We start from the raw sequence: 14882 nt of genomic DNA, 5'->3' as shown, positions 1-14882 counted from the left end.
GTTTAAACTCTGCGCTGAAATTTCTTTTTTTCATTATGACACCTGTGTTGTTCTGAGGTGAGCATATCACCTCTGTTCAGGTGGCCAAATTCAGTAAACCACTTCAGATCAACATGATGCATCACTCGGACATCAAAAAAAAGTTCGTTATCTATTGCTCTCAAATGGTGTCTCCTGGTTCGATGCTCGAACCGTTGAAGCTTTTAATATCTGAAGAGAATTATGAGATAGAGCAAAGAGACATGCTCATTTCCTCCGAATCAGCGGAAGATTTGTTGGCCTATCGTAAGGCCGATCTCATCTTCTCTATCGCACCTATCCACAATCGCTCTGTGGTCTGCACCCACTTCACCACGGTGCCGATAGCCTTAATCTGTAGAGCAGACCACCCAAGGCTCGCTGACGCAGTCACGCTGGAAGTGCTATACCAGGAGAAATTCACTTTTTACCAGAGTGCTCATCCGGGTGTAAAAGAGTTTCAGAGTCGCGCAAATGACGCGTTTCCGGAAAGAAATATTGCTTTTCGTACGGACTCCCTTAGCTCTCTCATCTCCATGGTCTGTTCATCTGATCTGTTAGGCTTCATCCCCGTGTCGATCTATGAAACATATAAAGAACCGTTGAAATTAAAAAGACTTGAGCCACCGTTTGAGCTGCCTGAATTAAAGATCTATATGCTCTACAGCCGTTCATCACTGAATAGCACTGTTTTTTCAACATTCATTGAAAAAATGCATAAGCTCTGCGTTTCTCCGCCGTCTGCGTAAAATACATTTGCATGGTGAATGCAAATAAGGCAACCCGAAGAAAATGCCCCCGTGAAATTAAGGACAAATAATTCCATAACATCGTTTTGTTTTTTTCCAGACATTTAACACGCAGGACGCGATTAATCATGTCGATCTATAAAATCCCTTTACAGGAAAATGTTTTAGACGCTTCTGCGGAACGCATAGACTGGACGCTTAACAATTTCTCCAGGGTCTGCGTTTCCTTTTCCGGTGGAAAAGATTCTACCGTGATGCTGCATCTCGTTGCCCAGAAAGCACGGCAATTAAAGCGAAAAATAGATGTCATCTTTCTGGACTGGGAAGCGCAATTCTCCTCAACCATTCAGCATGTTGACACGATGAGAACGCTGTATCGGGATGTTATCCATCAGTTCTGGTGGGTAGCGCTTCCGCTCACGACCCAGAACGCCCTGTCACAGTTTCAACCTGAATGGCAGTGCTGGGAACCCGGGACAAACTGGGTTCGCCAGCCACCGGAAGACGCCATTACCGATTACCACTATTTCGATTTTTATCAGCAGGGAATGACGTTTGAAGCCTTCGTGCGCGAGTTTGCCGAATGGTATGCACAAAAACGTCCTGCCGCCGTCATGGTGGGGATCCGCGCCGATGAATCTTACAACCGCTTTCTGGCTATCGCGTCGGCGCGTAAGCAGCGCTTTTCTGACGATAAACCCTGGACGACCGTCGCCCCGGGTGGGCACGCCTGGTATATCTACCCATTGTACGACTGGAAAACCGCCGACATCTGGACGTGGTTCGCGAAATCAAAATGTTGCTATAACCCGTTATACGACCTGATGTACAAGGCGGGGGTGCCGCCGCGTTATATGCGCATCTGCGAACCGTTTGGCCCGGAACAGCGTCAGGGCTTGTGGCTCTATCATGTCATTGAACCCGAACGCTGGGCGGCGATGTGTGAACGCGCCTGCGGCGTGCGAAGCGGAGGTATTTATGCCGGGCACGATAACCATTTTTATGGCCACCGGAAGATCCTGAAACCAGACCATCTCGGCTGGCGCGAATACGCCATGCTGTTACTCGACAGCATGCCGCAAAATACGGCGGAACATTACCGCAACAAAATCGCGGTTTATCTCCACTGGTATCAAAAGCGAGGCATGAACGATATTCCCGACACGCAGGAGGGTGACATTGGTGCAAAAGATATCCCTTCCTGGCGACGCATTTGTAAGGTTTTACTCAACAATGACTATTGGTGCCGGGCACTTTCGTTTAGCCCAAATAAGCCTAAACACTATCAGCGCTACAGCGACAGAGTGAAAGCAAAACGCAAGGAATGGGGGATTTTATGCAACAACGAATAATCACCGAAATGGAAACGTACCTTCAGGCACTTTCAGAAGAAGAGCGAATAGCCGCTATTAATGCGTTTCGTCAGGCATTACATGAAATCAGCCCTTTTCGCGATCAGCCCGTCGATTGCGTATTGTGGATAAAAAAGACAAACATCACCGCTAACGATTACAACCCAAATAACGTCGCGCCGCCGGAAAAGCGGCTGCTCAGCAAGTCACTGGAGCTGGATGGATTCACACAACCTATCGTTGTGACGGAAAATGCGCCACAGCACTACGAAATTGTCGATGGTTTTCACCGTCATGATATCGGCAGTAACCGGGCGATCCTGAAGCGCCAGCTTAAAGGTTACCTCCCTGTTACCTGCCTGCGTAAAGCGCGCCAGGAAAAGTTCGATCGCATGGCGGCAACTATTCGTCACAACCGCGCGCGTGGACGCCACCAGATCAACGCCATGTCAGAAATCGTGCGAGAACTGGTGCTTATGGGCTGGAGTGAGCAGAAAATTGGCCAGGTGTTGGGTATGGACAGCGATGAAGTGCTGCGTCTGAAGCAGATCAACGGTCTGCTCGAACTCTTCGCAGACCGTCGTTTTTCAGAAGCCTGGACGGTGAAATAGTCAGAGCGTCGCCAGACGCTCTGCCGCAGCGAGCAGCGTCGATTCCTGCTTCGCAAAGCAAAGACGAATCAGCTTATGCGGGAAGGGATCGGCGCAGAACACCGACAGCGGAATGGCCGCCACTCCCACCTCTTTCGTCAACAACTGGCAGAAACTCACGTCGTCCAGATCGGAAATCGCGCTGTAGTCGGCCAGCAGGAAATAGGTTCCTTCAGACGGCAAAATTTCCAGGCGGCTTTTGCTCAGCGCCGCCACAAACAGATCCCGACGTTCACGATAGAAGTGCGGCAGCTCGCGGTAATGCCCGGGTTCCGCACGCAGCATATCCGCCAGCGCCAGCTGAGCCGGTGTGTTCACGGCAAACGTCAGGTACTGATGCACTTTGCGCAGCTCAGCGCTAATGGCCGCCGGGGCCACGCAGTACCCTACCTTCCAGCCGGTCATATGGTAGGTTTTCCCAAATGACGATACCGCGATTGCACGCTCGCGAAGTTGCGGATGCGCCAGCACGCTGGCATGCCCCTCTTCGGCGAAGCAGATATGCTCATACACCTCGTCGCTCAGAACATATATTTCACGTTCGGCGATGGCCTGCCACAGCGCAGCAAAATCGGCTTTTTGCCACACCGTCGCCGACGGATTATGCGGAGTATTCAGGATCACCAGACGGGTTTTGTCACTCAGCAGCGCAGCAAATGCCTGCCAGTCAGGGCGAAAATGCGGTGGCTGGAGCGCCACGCGCTTCACCACGCCGCCGGCCAGTTCAATCGCCGGGGCGTAGCTATCGTAGCTCGGGTCAAAACAAATCACCTCATCACCCGTACGCACCAGGGCGGTTATCGCCGCATACAGCGCTTCGGTCGCCCCTGCCGTCACCGTGATATCGCTGTTCGCGTCAGGCTTATGGCCGTATAACTCCGCCGTTTTATCCGCAATGGCTTCACGCAACGTCTGCACGCCGGTCATCGGCGCATACTGGTTGGCTCCCTGCGCAACGTGGTACGCCAGACGCTCCTGCAAATATTTCGGCCCATCAAAATCCGGGAAACCTTGTGAGAGGTTAATGGCGTTGTGCTGCTGCGCCAGGGCGCTCATCTGCGTAAAAATCGTCGTGCCGAGATTGGGAAGTTTACTCTGCGGGATCAACGGGTTATTGCTCATTGTAGTGTGCCTGCCTGTAATACTTATGTTGCTGACACTATAACACGATGTTAGTCTTTGGCAATCAAGACGCTTAGACGTCTAAACGATATAAATATTCCTGGCCGAGAGGGTAAAAGGAAATGACAGACAACCTGCAACTCACACACCTGGTCGAGGCCTGCCGCTGGATTGGCGCTAAAGGCTGGGCGCCCGCTACCGGCGGCAATATGTCCGTGCGTCAGGATGAACACCTGTGCTGGCTGAGCGAATCCGGAAAAGATAAAGGTAGCCTGACCACCGCCGATTTTCTACAGGTTGAAATCGCCACCAACCGTGCGCCGTCTGGCCGTAAACCGTCGGCAGAGACCGGGCTGCATACCCTCATCTATCGCCTGTTCCCCGAAGCTAACGCCGTCCTGCACGTTCACACCGTCAATGCCACGGTGCTGTCGCGGCTGGTGAACGAGGCCGAGCTGAAGATCACCGGTTTCGAGATGCAAAAATCCCTTACCGGGCAGACCACGCATCGGGATACGGTGGCCATCCCGGTGTTTGATAACGACCAGGACATCGACGCCCTCGCCTCGCGCATCGCCCATTACGCGCAGGAACGCCCGCTTAATTATGGTTTTCTTCTGCGCGGCCATGGCTTAACCTGCTGGGGACGCGACGTGGCCGAAGCCCGCCGTCATCTGGAAGGTTTAGAATTCTTATTTGAATGCGAAATGCGTTTACGACAATGGGAGAGAGTATGATTCGCGCGATTGTGACGGATATTGAAGGGACCACCAGCGATATCCGTTTTGTCCATGATGTTTTGTTCCCCTACGCGCGTGAGCGGCTGGCGGCCTTCGTGACCGCGCAGCAGTACGCCGAGCCGGTCAAATCGATTCTGGACAACCTGCGCGATGAAATCAGCGCTCCGCATGCCAGCGTCAGCGATCTCATCAACGTGCTGTTTACCTTTATGGATGAAGACCGCAAATCGACGGCGCTCAAAGCCCTGCAAGGCATCATCTGGCAGGACGGTTACGTCAACGGCGACTTTACCGGACACCTCTATCCTGACGTACTGCCCGCGCTGGAAAAATGGAAGGCGCAAGGGATTGATCTCTATGTTTATTCCTCTGGCTCCGTCGCCGCGCAGAAACTGTTATTTGGCTACAGCGACGAAGGTGATATTACTCATCTGTTCAGCGGCTATTTTGATACCCACATTGGCGCCAAGCGCGAGGTGCAGTCTTATCAAAACATTGCGGCGCAAACGGGCATCGCCCCGTCGCAGATCCTGTTTCTGTCAGATATTCATCAGGAGCTGGACGCAGCTGAACAGGCGGGTTTTCGCACCCTGCAACTGATTCGCGGTGAAGATGACGGCGCAAGCCATCACCATCAGATCCACCAGTTTGACGAGATTAATCCGGAGCAGATCCCTTCATGAGCGCATTGACCATTTATTCCGATAAAGACGCCAGTCAGCACCAGTGGCACAGCACCGACGCCGCCGAGATTGCCCAACAGCTCAACGCAAAAGGCGTGCGGTTTGAACGCTGGGCTGCGGATCGCGATTTAGGGCACGATCCCGCGCCTGAAGCCGTGATCGCGGCGTATCAGCATGCGATCGACAAGCTGGTGGCAGAGAAAGGTTACCAGAGCTGGGATGTGATCAGCCTGCGCGCCGACAATCCGCAGAAAGAGGCGCTGCGCGCGAAGTTCCTGAACGAACACACCCACGGCGAAGACGAAGTACGTTTTTTCGTGGAAGGGGCGGGATTATTCTGCCTGCACATCGGCGATGAGGTGTATCAGGTGCTGTGCGAGAAAAACGACCTGATTTCCGTGCCCGCAGGCACGCCGCACTGGTTTGATATGGGCTCAGAGCCGAACTTTACGGCGATTCGTATTTTCGACAATCCGGAGGGATGGGTGGCCCAGTTTACCGGGGATGCGATTGCGGATGCGTATCCGCGCCTGGCCTGATCTTTTCTCCCTCTCCCTGTGGGAGAGGGTCGGGGTGAGGGCACCAGCGCGCACTAAGCGTTAAGCCCTTTCACATACCCCACCAGCTGATCCAGCACAATCCCCCACCCTTCGTGAAATCCCATCTGTTCATGCTGCTCGCGGATTTCCTTCGTGGGGTGGCGCGCTATCGCCGTATAGCGGGTTTTGCCCTCCCCGGCGTCTTCCAGGAGCAAAATTGCCGTCATAAACGGCTTCTCGGCCGGTTTCCAGCCTTCGGTATAGCCGTCGGTAAAGACCAGCTTTTTCCCCGGATCGATTTCAAGGAATACGCCCCGGTTATCCATCCGCTGCCCGTCCACCTCAAACACGGTATTGAACCGCCCGCCCACGCGCAGGTCGAGGTCGCATTCGGTCACCTTATGGGGAGCAGGAATGAAGAAGTTTTTGATGTGCTCTGGCGTAGTCCAGCAGAGCCACAGCAGATCGCGCGGTGCGTCCACCACGCGCTCCAGTTTTAAGTCTGTTTCAGGATCGAGCGTCACGATGTTGTCCTCTTAAGGGAGCCCCTTAAAGGATAGCCGGACTCAGGCAAATTTCCCTTCCGCCACCTCGTCCGGAGTGACTACGCCCGTATCCAGCACCCAGCCGCTAATCAGCGAGGCGGGGGTGACGTCAAACGCCGGGTTATAGACCTGCGCGTTTTCCGGCGCCCACTGCACCGCGCCAAAGCTTCCCGCCACGCCCGTCACCTCGCTGGCGGCGCGCTGCTCAATCGGGATCGCGTCGCCGTTCGGGCAGTCCGGGTCGAGGGTCGTTTGCGGCGCGGCGACATAGAACGGAATGCCGTGGAATTTCGCCAGCACCGCCAGAGAGTAGGTGCCGATTTTGTTCGCCACGTCGCCGTTGGCCGCAATGCGGTCTGCCCCCACCCACACGGCGTCCACCTGCCCTTTTGCCATCAGGCTGGCGGCCATGGAGTCGGTAATTAGCTGATACGGCACGCCCAGCTCGCCGAGTTCCCACGCGGTCAGCCTGCCGCCCTGCAATAGCGGACGGGTTTCATCCACCCAGACGTTGCTTACCTTGCCTTCCTTATGCGCGCGAGCAATCACCCCCAGCGCGGTACCGACGCCCGCCGTCGCCAGCCCGCCGGTGTTGCAGTGGGTCAGCAGACGGCTGCCGGGCTTCACCAGCGCGCTGCCCGCTTTTGCAATCGCGTCGCAGAGCCGTTTGTCTTCGTCAATCAGGCGCAGCGCCTCAGCCACCAGCGCCGGAACGAAATCCTCTTCCCACAGCGCAAGCTTCATGCGGTCGAGGTTGTTCATCAGGTTTACCGCCGTCGGGCGGGATGCGCGCAGGGTTTCCATCGCCACCGCCAGCTCGTCGCGGCTTTTGCCGCTTTCCGCTAACAGCGCCAGCAGCAGGCTTGCAGAGAGACCAATCAACGGCGCGCCACGTACGCGCAAAGCGTGGATATGCCCGACCAGCGCCTCGACCGTCGAGGCATCCACCCAGCGTTTCTCCTGCGGAAGCGCCTGTTGGTCGAGAATAAAGAGCTGATTATTCGCCACCCGCAGGCTGGTCGTCTGTAATGTCTGCATGTCGTTAATTCCCTGTTGCGTTGTTGTAGCACATTGTGTCAGGATGAAATCCAGATGTATAGACGTCTACATGTCTTAATTAGCAAAACTGAGGAGCAGGCCATGTCGCAATACCGTACCTTTACCGCTCAGGACGCCGTGGAGTATGCCAGGCAGTTTGGCGGACTTGACGATCCGTCATCGCTGGTAGAGGCGCAGGAAGTGGGCGACGGCAACCTCAATCTGGTTTTTAAAATTTTCGACAGCGCGGGCGTCAGCCGCATCGTCGTTAAGCAGGCGCTGCCCTACGTACGCTGCGTCGGCGAATCCTGGCCGCTGACGCTGGATCGTGCCCGTCTTGAAGCGCAAACCCTGGTCGAGCATTACCAGCACAGCCCTCAGCACACCGTGAAAATCCACCACTTTGATCCGGAACTGGCGGTGATGGTGATGGAAGATCTCTCCAGCCATCGCATCTGGCGCGGCGAGCTGATCAGAAATAATTATTACCCACAGGCAGCGCGTCAGCTGGGGGAATTTCTGGCTCACACCCTTTTCCACACCAGCGATTTTTATCTGCATCCGCACGAGAAAAAAGCGCAGGTGGCAAAATTCATCAACCCGGAGATGTGCGAGATCACCGAAGATCTGTTCTTCAACGATCCGTACCAGATCCACGCGCGCAACAGCTACCCGGCCGAGCTGGAAAACGATGTTGCCGCCCTGCGCGACGACGCCCAGCTTAAAATCGCCGTGGCCTCCCTCAAGCACCGCTTTTTCGCGCACGCCGAAGCCCTGCTGCACGGAGACATTCACAGCGGCTCGATTTTTGTGGCCGACGGCAGCCTGAAGGCCATCGACGCTGAGTTCGGCTATTTCGGGCCGATGGGCTTTGACGTTGGCACCGCCATCGGCAACCTGCTGCTCAACTTCTGCGGCCTGCCGGGGCATCTGGGCATTCGCGATGCCGCCGCCGCGCGCGAGCAGCGCCTGACCGATATTCAGGAACTGTGGAACACCTTTGCGGAGCGCTTCCAGGTGCTGGCAAACGAGAAAGCCCGCGACGCCGCACTCAGCGCACCGGGCTATGCCTCCGCATTCCTGAAAAAGGTCTGGCACGATGCCATCGGATTCTGCGGCACCGAGCTGATTCGCCGCAGCGTCGGGCTTTCCCATGTGGCGGATATCGACACCATTCAGGATGAAGCGATGCGTCACGAATGCCTGCGCCACGCGATATCCCTCGGTAAAGCGCTGATTGTGATTGCCGACCGCATCGACAGCGCGGAAGAGCTGGTGGCGCGGGTGCGGCAGTACAGTTGATTTTCTCCCTCTCCCCGTGGGAGAGGGCCGGGGTGAGGGCATCAAACCGCACTCACCCCAGATACTCAATCACCGACAGCCCGCCGTTATAATCCGTGCTGTAAATAATCCCCTGCGCATCCACAAACACGTCGCACGACTGGATCACCTGCGGGCGATTCGGCCGCGTATCCATCATCCTCTCCGGCGCCGCGGGCACCAGCGCTCCCGTTTCCACCGGGCGATACGGATTGGAAATGTCATACGCGCGCACGCCCGCGTTCTGATACGTCGCAAAGATCAGCGTGGAGCTGACAAAGCTCCCCGGCCGGTTCTCGTGCAGGTTGTGCGGGCCGAAATGCGCCCCTTTCGCCACGTAGTCGATTTCATCCGGATGCGGGAAGGTAGAGATACTCACCGGGTTCGACGGCTCGCGAATATCAAACAGCCAGATCAGCTTCTCGCCGTCTTCCTGGTTATCGAGCACCGCTTCGTCCAGCACCACCAGCAGATCGCGGTCCGGCAGCGGCAGCGCGGTGTGCGTCCCACCGCCAAACGGCGGGCTCCAGTTACGGTGGCTAATGAGCTTAGGCTGGGTGCGATCCTTCACGTCCAGCAGCGTCAGGCCGCCGTCGCGCCAGCTGCCGTACGCGGTATCCCCCGCAATAATCGCGTGGTGCAGCGCGTAGCGTTTCCCTTCCGGCCAGTCCGGCTGTTCGCCTGCGGCCTGGTTCATCCCCGGCAGCCACCAGCGCCCCGCCACCTCGGGCTTGCGCGGGTCCGCCAGGTCAATGGTCAGGAAAATGTAGTCGGTAAAACCGTCGATCAGCGCCGACACGTACGCCCAGCGGCCACCGACGTACCAGATGCGGTGAATGCCGATGCCGCTCAGCGACAGAAAGCCGATTTCGCGCGGCCTGTCCGGCGTGGAGATATCAAAAACGCGAAGCCCGGCGCTCCAGCCCCTGTCCTGAACGTCGCTGACGGTCTCTCCTACCTGACGGGTGTAGTAGACCTTCTCGTCGGCGAAGCGGGCATCGGCAAACAGATCCCGGGCGTTGATCACCAGCAGCAGGTCGTCATGCGCCTGGAGGTGCACGTTCCAGGTGCCCGGCGGCGCGGGGACATAGCCCGCGGGTTTCGGATTTTTTGGATCGCGCACGTCGACAATCGAAAAGCCCTGCGACACCATATGGCCGATATACGCAAAGCCGCGGTGCACCATCAGCTGCACGCCGTCCGGGCGACCGCCCTGGTCGCTATGGCCAATCAGCCGCATATTGCGGCTGTATTCTGGCGTAGGAAGCATGCTCATTTATTTTTCGCTTCCAGCGTCGCAAACCACGGCGCGATAAAATCTTCCGTCTGGCCCCAGCCCGGAATGATTTTGCCCAGCGACGCCACGTTCACCGCCCCCGGCTGCGCGGTCAGCAGCGCCTGCGGGATCGCAGCGGCTTTGAAGTCGTAGGTGGCAGGCGTGGCTTCACCGGCAATCTTGTTGGCGATCAGGCGTACGTTGGTCGCGCCAATCAGCTTCGGATCTACCGCCACGCTCACCTTCCACGGGCTACCCGGCTCGCGCATCAGCTGTAAATCCTGGTTGGAGATGTCGATGCTGTAGAGTTTGATCTCGGTGCGGCCGTTCTCTTTCAGCGCCTTATACGCGCCCTGGCTGAAGGCATCCCAGGTCCCCCAGATGGCGTCGATTTTGCCTTTCGGGTATTTCGCCAGGATCGCGCCCACCTTGTTGGCGGTGTCGCCCTGCACGTCAGAGGAGACCGCGCCGATGGACTCCAGCTCTTTAATCTCCGGGTACTGCTTTTGCAACTCTTTATACGCTGCCTGACGACGCTCCATCGGCGGGAAGCCCGCTACCCACAGCTTGACGATGTTGGCCTTGCCGTTGAAATCTTTCGCCAGCTGGCCGAAGGAGAGGTTAGTCAGAGAGGCATCGTCCTGTTGGGTAACGGTCACGCCCGGGATCTCACCGTTGACGGCGGTATCAAATACGGCGACCTTGATCCCGGCATCCACCGCCTTCTTCACCAGCGCGGTGGAGTACGGATCGCGGCCCTGCGACAGGATGATCCCGTCATATTTCTGGCTGATGGCCTGGTTCACGAAGTCCTGGAATTTAGCGTCATCCCCGTTGCTCAAAAAGGTGCTGACCTTAAAGCCGAGCTTTTTCCCTTCCTGAATGGCCCCGGCAACAAACTGCGTGGTGTTGTCGTCTGAGCCGAGGTTGCGGATCACCGCAATGCGAATGGGGCCGTCATGGTTGGCAATGGCCGCCGGGAGCGGTGCGGGCGTGGCCGCGAAGCCAGGCAGAGCGGTGAATAACCCTAATGCCACCAAAGAGAGTGCAATCTTTTTCATTTTTTATCCCGTTGTGTTGTCAGCGTTTTTGTATGTAGGTAATCGCCAGCGCTACCGCGAGCACCAGCCCTTTTATAATGTCCATGGCGTAATACGGCACGGAGAGCATCACCAGCCCGTTCGACAGCACGCCGAGGATCACCGCCCCCACCAGGGTCCCCAGGGCATTCGGCTTGCCGGACCCGGCCAGCGAGAAGCCGATCCACGCCGCCGCCACCGCATCCATCAGGTAACCGCCACCCGCATTCACCTGCGACGACCCAATGCGCGAGGCCAGCAAAATCCCGCCCAGGCCCGCCAGCAGGGAGGCAATCACGTAGGCTGCCACCTTGTAGCGCGTGGTGCGAATGCCAGAGAGGCGCGCGGCTTCCGGGTTGCCGCCAATGGCGTACATCCGGCGTCCATGGGTGGTCAGCGACAGGCCAAGCTGCGCCAGAATCGTCACCACCAGCATGACGATCACAATGGTCGGCACCTGCCCCAGAAGGCTGAACGCCGCCGGAATGGTCCCTTCCGCCATGTCGCCGCTCGGCAGCACCATGTTCTCGGTAATCGACCCGCCGTAGCTGTAGGTCATCGCCACGCCCTGGATGACAAACAGGCTGGCAAGGGTCGCGAGCATGTCCGGAATACGCAGGATGACGATCAGAAAGGCGTTAAACAGGCCGACCAGCGTGCAGAGCGCGAGAGTGATTACAATCGACTCGGTGGTGCCGAAGCCGTGCCAGACGAAAAGCGAAATCACCAGCGCGTTCGCCAGCGACGCGGTGGATCCCACCGAGAGATCGAACCCGCCGACGGTCAGGGAGATCGACACGCCGATGGCAATCACCGTCACGATGGCAATCGAGCGCAGAATGTTAATGATGTTGTTCGGATCGAGGAAGCTGTCCGACGCCAGGCCAAAGACGGCCACCAGCGCGACGACGGTCAGCAACATGCCCCATTTGTAGAGAAAATCAAAAAGTTGCTGACGGCCAGACGCCGCCGCGGTCACTGAAAGGGCCTTGCTCACGACGCCGTTCCTCCGGTTGAATAATAAAGTAGTGTCTCTTCACGGGCCTCGGCCCCGGCGATTTCCGCCACGATGCGCCCGTCCCACAGCACGCAGATGCGGTCGCAGAGCCCCACCAGCTCGGCGAACTCGCCGGAGGCGTAAATCACCCCTTTGCCCTCGCGCGCCAGGCCGTCGATAAGCTGAAACAGATCGGTTTTGGCCTTCACGTCCACGCCTTTGGTCGGCTCGTCGAATATCAGCACGCTGGCGTCATTACGCAACCATTTACCGATGGCGACCTTCTGCTGGTTGCCGCCGGAGAGACGTCGCAAAACCTGCCCGGGACCGCGGGCGCGAACGCCGACGCGGGCGATCACCTCCTCCGCCCAGCGCCACGCCTGACGATGGCCGAACAGTCTCCAGCGCGAGAAGCTGTTATCGGCGCACACGGCAAGATTCATGCTCACCGTCTCGTCGATAAAAATGCCCTCTTTGCGCCGCTCTTCCGGCACCAGCGCCAGGCCGCGCAGCACCGAGTCCGCCGGGTCGCGCGGTTTCCAGTCCTGATGGTTCAGCTCGCCGTTCGCGACGCGGCTTTTACTGGCGCCAAACAGCGCCTTACAGAGTTCGGTTTTGCCCGCGCCCGCCAGCCCGGCAATGCCGAGAATTTCGCCCTTGCGCAGGTGCAGAGAGATATCTTTCAGCAGCGCGTCGTCGTGCAGCCCTTCAACCCGCAGCAACGTTTCGTCGCCGTGCGGCGGGCGCGGGGGCGGATAGATATCGCTCAGCTCGTGGCCGAGCATCTTCTCAACAATCTCTTCACCGCTGAGATCGGCCATCGGGCCAGACTCAATCAGCCTGCCGTCGCGCAGCACCGTGAGGGTGTCGCAGATAGCTTTTAGCTCGTGAATGCGGTGAGAGATAAACACCACGCCGATGCCCTGCTGTTGCAGACGTCTTACCACCGCAAACAGACGCTCGCTCTCGTGCGCGTCCAGCGGCGCGGTGGGCTCGTCAAGAATTAAAAAACGGCAGTGGTGGGACAAAGCGCGTGCCAGCAAAATCTGCTGCTTTTCGGCAAGCGTGCAGCTGTCGATGGAGCGGCGAACGTCGAGCGAAACATCCAGCTGCGCCAGCGCCTGCCGCGCCTGCTGGCGGATGTCGCGCCAGCGGTAGCGGTGCCCTGGCTGCGCCAGCTGGTCGAGCATGATGTTTTCAGCAATGCTTAACCCCGGGATCAGCGCCACGTCCACCTCCTGCTGCACGAGGTGGATGCCCAGCCGTTTGGCGTCCAGCGGCTCGCGGATGCTTACCGGCTGGTTGTTAATGCAGATTTCGCCTTCATAGTGGTCGTGCGTCCCGCACAGCACCGCCATCAGCGTCGATTTCCCCGCGCCGTTGGCGCCGGTCAGCGCATGCACCGACCCGCCGTTCAGGGTGAAATCCACGCGCGACAGCGCCTGAAAGCCGGAAAAGGCCAGGCTGATACCGCGCATCTCAAGGCGACTGGAAACCATCCGCGTAAATCCTTCATTACTCTTCTGATTTAGCGAATTTTTCACAGCTCCGGTTGACTGACAACGACGGAAAAGGCATAAGATAAAGCGAAATATTATTAGCCATCCGGATGTCCAGACATAACATCGGGTTAGCGCTTGCTAAAAAAGGACAACTTCATGAGCAACACCGATATCCGCGTCGTACCCGGCCCGGCGAACTACTTCTCTCATCCGGGAAGCCTTGCACACCTGAATAATTTCTTTACTCCGGAACAACTTTCCCGCGCGGCGTGGATCTACGGCGAGCGGGCAATCGAGGGCGCACGCCCTTATCTGCCGCAGAGTTTTAACGCGACGGGGGCAAAACATCTGTTGTTTAAGGGCCATTGCAGCGAGCGTGACGTCACTCATCTGGTAAACGAGTCGGGAAGTGAAACCAGCGTGGTGATTGGCGTGGGCGGCGGTGCGGTAATGGATACCGTCAAGGCCGTGGCGCGTCGTCTGGGCGTGCCGTTCGTGGGCATTCCCACTATCGCCGCCACCTGCGCGGCGTGGACCCCGCTCTCCGTGTGGTACAACGATGCCGGTCAGGCGCTACAGTTTGAGATTTTTGACGACGCCAACTTTCTGGTGCTGGTGGAGCCGCAGATCATCCTTAACGCCCCGGCGGAATACCTGCTGGCGGGCATCGGCGATACGCTGGCGAAGTGGTACGAAGCGGCGGTGCTCGCCCCTCAACCTGAGAGTCTGCCGCTGACCGTGCGTCTTGGCCTGAACGGTGCGCTGGCGATCCGCGACGTGCTGCTGGAACGCAGCGAAGAGGCGCTTGCAGATCAGCAGCGCGGCGAACAGACGCAGGCGTTCCGGGACGTGGTGGATGCGATTATTGCCGGAGGCGGAATGGTCGGCGGTCTGGGTGAGCGCTATACCCGCGTGGCGGCGGCGCACGCGGTGCACAACGGCTTAACCGTGCTGCCGCAGACGGAAAAATACCTGCACGGCACCAAGGTGGCCTACGGCATTCTGGTCCAGAGCGCCCTGCTCGGCCAGGACGACGTGCTGGCGCAGCTGGTGGCGGCATACCAACGCTTTAACCTGCCGATCACGCTTCGCGAGCTGGACGTTGATGTAAACAACCGCGACGAGCTGGATAAGGTCATTGCCCACACCCTGCGCCCGGTGGAGTCGATTCACTATCTGCCGGTGACGTTAACGCCTGAGGTGCTGCGCGCCGCGTTTGCGAAGGTGGAATCCTTCAGCCGTTAATTGCGCCGACGGGCTATACCTAATGAT

At 57.9% G+C, this 14882-nt stretch carries 15 protein-coding genes; 8 read left to right on the top strand and 7 right to left on the bottom strand.

The window, feature by feature from the left end; translation table 11 throughout:
• The first annotated feature begins 182 nt into the window (after window positions 1-182).
• The 3 genes from ACOTX1_RS18125 (at window position 183) to ACOTX1_RS18115 (ending at window position 2730) form a co-directional block, all read left to right on the top strand.
• Entirely contained in the window at window positions 183-767 is a 585-nt protein-coding gene (locus ACOTX1_RS18125; protein WP_421766836.1) for a LysR substrate-binding domain-containing protein, read from the top strand.
• A 128-nt stretch (window positions 768-895) separates the two neighbouring features.
• The gene (locus tag ACOTX1_RS18120) at window positions 896-2119 is read left to right on the top strand and encodes a phosphoadenosine phosphosulfate reductase (RefSeq protein ID WP_023315608.1); all 1224 of its coding nucleotides are present in this window, start codon (window positions 896-898) and stop codon (window positions 2117-2119) included.
• Window positions 2104-2730 (top strand): IbrB-like domain-containing protein, encoded by a 627-nt coding sequence (locus ACOTX1_RS18115; RefSeq protein WP_023315607.1) that lies wholly within the window; start codon window positions 2104-2106, stop codon window positions 2728-2730. The genes ACOTX1_RS18120 and ACOTX1_RS18115 overlap by 16 nt, the downstream gene beginning before the upstream one ends.
• On the opposite strand, the gene ACOTX1_RS18110 is transcribed toward ACOTX1_RS18115, so the two are convergent.
• A complete protein-coding gene (locus ACOTX1_RS18110) occupies window positions 2731-3891 on the bottom strand; it encodes a pyridoxal phosphate-dependent aminotransferase (RefSeq protein WP_023315606.1) in 1161 nt (386 codons plus the stop codon).
• A gap of 122 nt (window positions 3892-4013) precedes the next feature.
• Between ACOTX1_RS18110 and ACOTX1_RS18105 the strand changes: the two genes are divergently transcribed.
• Genes ACOTX1_RS18105 through ACOTX1_RS18095 form a run of 3 tightly spaced genes read left to right on the top strand, consistent with a single transcriptional unit; the run spans window position 4014 to window position 5853 of the window.
• Window positions 4014-4628, top strand: a complete 615-nt coding sequence (locus ACOTX1_RS18105; RefSeq protein ID WP_022650583.1) for a methylthioribulose 1-phosphate dehydratase — start codon at window positions 4014-4016, stop codon at window positions 4626-4628.
• The gene (mtnC, locus tag ACOTX1_RS18100; protein WP_006809660.1) at window positions 4625-5314 is read left to right on the top strand and encodes an acireductone synthase; all 690 of its coding nucleotides are present in this window, start codon (window positions 4625-4627) and stop codon (window positions 5312-5314) included. Before ACOTX1_RS18105 ends, mtnC begins: the two co-directional genes overlap by 4 nt.
• The gene (locus ACOTX1_RS18095; RefSeq protein WP_023315605.1) at window positions 5311-5853 is read left to right on the top strand and encodes a 1,2-dihydroxy-3-keto-5-methylthiopentene dioxygenase; all 543 of its coding nucleotides are present in this window, start codon (window positions 5311-5313) and stop codon (window positions 5851-5853) included. Before mtnC ends, ACOTX1_RS18095 begins: the two co-directional genes overlap by 4 nt.
• A gap of 53 nt (window positions 5854-5906) precedes the next feature.
• On the opposite strand, the gene ACOTX1_RS18090 is transcribed toward ACOTX1_RS18095, so the two are convergent.
• Window positions 5907-6377, bottom strand: a complete 471-nt coding sequence (locus ACOTX1_RS18090) for an SRPBCC family protein (RefSeq protein WP_023315604.1) — start codon at window positions 6375-6377, stop codon at window positions 5907-5909.
• Between the two features lie 42 nt (window positions 6378-6419).
• Window positions 6420-7436, bottom strand: a complete 1017-nt coding sequence (gene mtnA / locus ACOTX1_RS18085; protein WP_023315603.1) for an S-methyl-5-thioribose-1-phosphate isomerase — start codon at window positions 7434-7436, stop codon at window positions 6420-6422.
• 102 nt (window positions 7437-7538) lie between these two features.
• Between mtnA and mtnK the strand changes: the two genes are divergently transcribed.
• Window positions 7539-8738 carry an S-methyl-5-thioribose kinase gene (mtnK, locus tag ACOTX1_RS18080; RefSeq protein ID WP_023315602.1) on the top strand — a complete coding sequence of 400 codons (1200 nt, stop codon included), beginning with the start codon at window positions 7539-7541 and terminating at the stop codon, window positions 8736-8738.
• A gap of 52 nt (window positions 8739-8790) precedes the next feature.
• On the opposite strand, the gene ACOTX1_RS18075 is transcribed toward mtnK, so the two are convergent.
• Genes ACOTX1_RS18075 through ACOTX1_RS18060 form a run of 4 tightly spaced genes read right to left on the bottom strand, consistent with a single transcriptional unit; the run spans window position 8791 to window position 13607 of the window.
• A complete protein-coding gene (locus ACOTX1_RS18075; RefSeq protein ID WP_023315601.1) occupies window positions 8791-10032 on the bottom strand; it encodes an LVIVD repeat-containing protein in 1242 nt (413 codons plus the stop codon).
• A complete protein-coding gene (locus tag ACOTX1_RS18070; RefSeq protein ID WP_022650577.1) occupies window positions 10029-11093 on the bottom strand; it encodes a sugar ABC transporter substrate-binding protein in 1065 nt (354 codons plus the stop codon). The genes ACOTX1_RS18075 and ACOTX1_RS18070 overlap by 4 nt, the downstream gene beginning before the upstream one ends.
• A gap of 19 nt (window positions 11094-11112) precedes the next feature.
• The gene (locus tag ACOTX1_RS18065; protein ID WP_023315600.1) at window positions 11113-12108 is read right to left on the bottom strand and encodes an ABC transporter permease; all 996 of its coding nucleotides are present in this window, start codon (window positions 12106-12108) and stop codon (window positions 11113-11115) included.
• Complete coding sequence (locus ACOTX1_RS18060) at window positions 12105-13607, bottom strand: sugar ABC transporter ATP-binding protein (protein ID WP_263521488.1); 1503 nt, start codon at window positions 13605-13607, stop codon at window positions 12105-12107. The genes ACOTX1_RS18065 and ACOTX1_RS18060 overlap by 4 nt, the downstream gene beginning before the upstream one ends.
• A 159-nt stretch (window positions 13608-13766) precedes the next feature.
• On the opposite strand from ACOTX1_RS18060, the gene ACOTX1_RS18055 reads away from it, so the two are divergent.
• Window positions 13767-14855: an oxidoreductase gene (locus ACOTX1_RS18055; RefSeq protein WP_032667135.1), complete on the top strand. Its 1089-nt coding sequence runs from the start codon at window positions 13767-13769 to the stop codon at window positions 14853-14855.
• Window positions 14856-14882: the final 27 nt, after the last annotated feature.

Origin of the sequence: Enterobacter cloacae complex sp. IR5401 (genome assembly GCF_049238425.1) — a bacterium.
Lineage (GTDB): Bacteria > Pseudomonadota > Gammaproteobacteria > Enterobacterales > Enterobacteriaceae > Enterobacter > Enterobacter hormaechei_C.
Note: the sequence above shows the minus strand (reverse complement) of the source record. Positions and strands in the feature narration are given on the sequence as shown.